This is a genomic window from Mesorhizobium sp. M7A.F.Ca.US.006.04.2.1 (assembly GCF_004022915.1).
Lineage (GTDB): Bacteria > Pseudomonadota > Alphaproteobacteria > Rhizobiales > Rhizobiaceae > Mesorhizobium > Mesorhizobium ciceri.
The window spans coordinates 1-2248 of the sequence record NZ_RZQA01000949.1; the positions used below are offsets into that span (position 1 = coordinate 1).

The window sequence follows — 2248 nt, forward strand, 5'->3', positions numbered from 1 at the left end:
CCCGAATCACCGAACGGTCGCGGCAGGCGCTGAAGCTTCATCTTGGCGGAAAGGTTTTCGCGGTGATCAAGACGGTGAGCTTCGAGCGGGCGAACACCGGCGCCGGCCTGCCCGCCGAGACGGATGGATGATCCCGCTATGTCTTTTTGGAATAGCGGTTTCGCCAGGGAGCTTCTAGTATGACGTTGGGATGTGACCGCGGAGAGCAAAGATGCCGTCGCTGAGCTTGCGGATAAATCTCGATCCCGACGGGCGCGTCGGGCCGGGCAAGATCGAACTCCTGGAACAGATCGCCGCCTTCGGCTCCATCTCGGCCGCCGCGCGCGGCATGGAGATGTCCTATAAGCACGCCTGGGACCTGGTCGAGGACATGAACCGGGTATTCGGCAAGCCGCTGGTGGCGGCACAGACCGGCGGCCGCAAGGGCGGCGGCGCACAGTTGACGGCGGTCGGCCTGGCAGTGGTCAGCCGCTTCCGCGCCATCGAGCGCGCGGCGGCGGCCGCGGCAGCGACGCATATGGAGGCGTTGCAGGCGGAGATTGAGGCTGGGTGAGGGAGTAGGGCAGTAGGGCAGTAGGGCAGTAGGGCAGTAGGGCAGTAGGGCAGTAGGGCAGTAGGGCAGTAGGGCAGTAGGGCGGCATTCGCGTGCTGTCTTCCAACACAAAACGTCATTCACCTACTGCCCTATTGCCTTACTCCCCTATTGCCTTCCTATTAGGGCTTGCGCAGCAAATAGCTGTCCATGATCCAGCCCTTCCGCCGACGGGCTTCCTCTCGAACTTTTTCGATCTTTGCGCCGATGTCACCGATCCTGCCGGAGAGAGTGATCTCGTCTTCCGTTCCGAGGTAGGCGCCCCAATGGATGACGACATCCTTGTCGGCCAGCGTGTTGAAGGCGCATTTGCCGTCCAGCAGGACGACCGCGCTGCCGGCATTGTCCGGCATGCCTTCTTCGGTCAGGCGGCGGCCGGTGGTAATGAGGACGGAATCGCCGATGCGGTTCAGCGCCATCTTGTGGCTGGCGGCAAGTGCCTGGACGGCGGTGATGCCGGGGATGACCTCAAGCTCGAACGCCACATCGCCTCGCAGGCGCACGCGCTCAAGGATGCGCAACGCGCTGTCATAGAGCGAAGGGTCGCCCCAGATCAGGAAGGCGCCGCAGCCGTCGCCTGCAATCTCGTCGCGGATCAGGCCTTCGTAAATGGCGGCGATGGCTTGATGCCAGTCATCGACGGTCGAGCGGTAGGAGGGCGCCGGACCATCTTCTACCGGGAGGTCGCGCACCGGCACGTCGAATTCGACGCGCCGCGACTTCGGATTGGTGACGAAGCGGTCGCAGATCTGACGGCGCAGTTCGGCCAATTCATTTTTTTTCGCGCCCTTGTCGGGAATGAACAGCACATCCGCCTGGTTCAGGCCTGATATGGCCTGAACGGTCATGTGGTCGGGATTGCCGGCGCCGATGCCGATGACGAGAAGCTTGCGCATGGGCGAACTCCTGCCCGATCGGAACCCGTTAGTCCAGACCGCGCAGGCGCGTGTCCAGACCGCGCAGGCGCGTGTCCAGACCGCGCAGGCGCGTGTCCAGACCGCGCAGGCGCGTGTCCAGACCGCAGTCCAGCTCCCTTTGGTTCGTCCGCGGATACGGAAGGGCTTTGAACGCCACATTGAAACGGCTAGGGTCCTGCAGGCATTCCAGCCGAGGGGGCTTCCATGTTGCGATATGTTCTGACCGCCGTGCTGGCCTTGTCGTCCGTACCCGCTTTCGCCAATGATTCGGTTGCCGAACTTGGCACCGGCGGCCTGATCCTGTCGCGCAGCGATGCCGTGGCGATGCAAAGCGAGGACCTTTTCATCTCGCCGGAAAGGGTCACGGTCGACTATGTCTTCCACAACAACACCGATCAGGATGTCCAGGCCATCGTCGCCTTCCCGATGCCCGACATATCGGGCAATCCCGAAGAAATCCCGGCGATTCCTGAAAATCAGAGCGATAATTTCCTCGGTTTCGAGGTGACGATCGACGGTGTCGCCGCAAAGCCGCAGCTCGAGCAGAAGGTGTTGGCGCTCGGCATCGACATCAGCGCTGAACTGAAGGCGCAAAACGTGCCGTTCTATCCTTTCGGCGATGCGGCGAAGGCGGCGCTGGCGAAGCTGCCGCAAGCGGTTGTCGATGACTGGGTCAACCGCGGCATCATCATCGAGGACACCGGCAGCGACGGCACCGAGACGAGCAAGGTCTACACCC

Annotated in this window: 3 protein-coding genes and 1 pseudogene; 3 read left to right on the forward strand and 1 reads right to left on the reverse strand. The window is 62.7% G+C overall.

The window, feature by feature from the left end; all coding sequences use genetic code 11:
- A pseudogene (locus tag EN925_RS32655) lies at positions 1-131 on the forward strand (TOBE domain-containing protein); the annotation flags it as partial.
- Positions 132-211: 80 nt separating this feature from the next.
- Entirely contained in the window at positions 212-553 is a 342-nt protein-coding gene (locus EN925_RS32660) for a winged helix-turn-helix domain-containing protein (protein ID WP_013531026.1), read from the forward strand.
- A gap of 161 nt (positions 554-714) precedes the next feature.
- Here the strand turns inward: EN925_RS32660 and cobF are convergent, their stop codons facing one another.
- The gene (gene cobF / locus EN925_RS32670) at positions 715-1488 is read right to left on the reverse strand and encodes a precorrin-6A synthase (deacetylating) (protein ID WP_127370287.1); all 774 of its coding nucleotides are present in this window, start codon (positions 1486-1488) and stop codon (positions 715-717) included.
- Positions 1489-1713: 225 nt separating this feature from the next.
- Here cobF and EN925_RS32680 point away from each other — a divergent pair.
- On the forward strand, positions 1714-2248 hold a 535-nt coding region (locus EN925_RS32680; protein ID WP_128337234.1), incomplete at its 3' end, for a DUF4424 family protein.

What these genes read in the sequence shown, in the direction of transcription:
- EN925_RS32660 (WP_013531026.1), top strand. Translation starts at nt 212, where the DNA reads ATGCCGTCGCTGAGCTTGCGGATAAATCTCGATCCCGACGGGCGCGTC.
- cobF (WP_127370287.1), bottom strand. Translation starts at nt 1,488, where the DNA reads ATGCGCAAGCTTCTCGTCATCGGCATCGGCGCCGGCAATCCCGACCAC.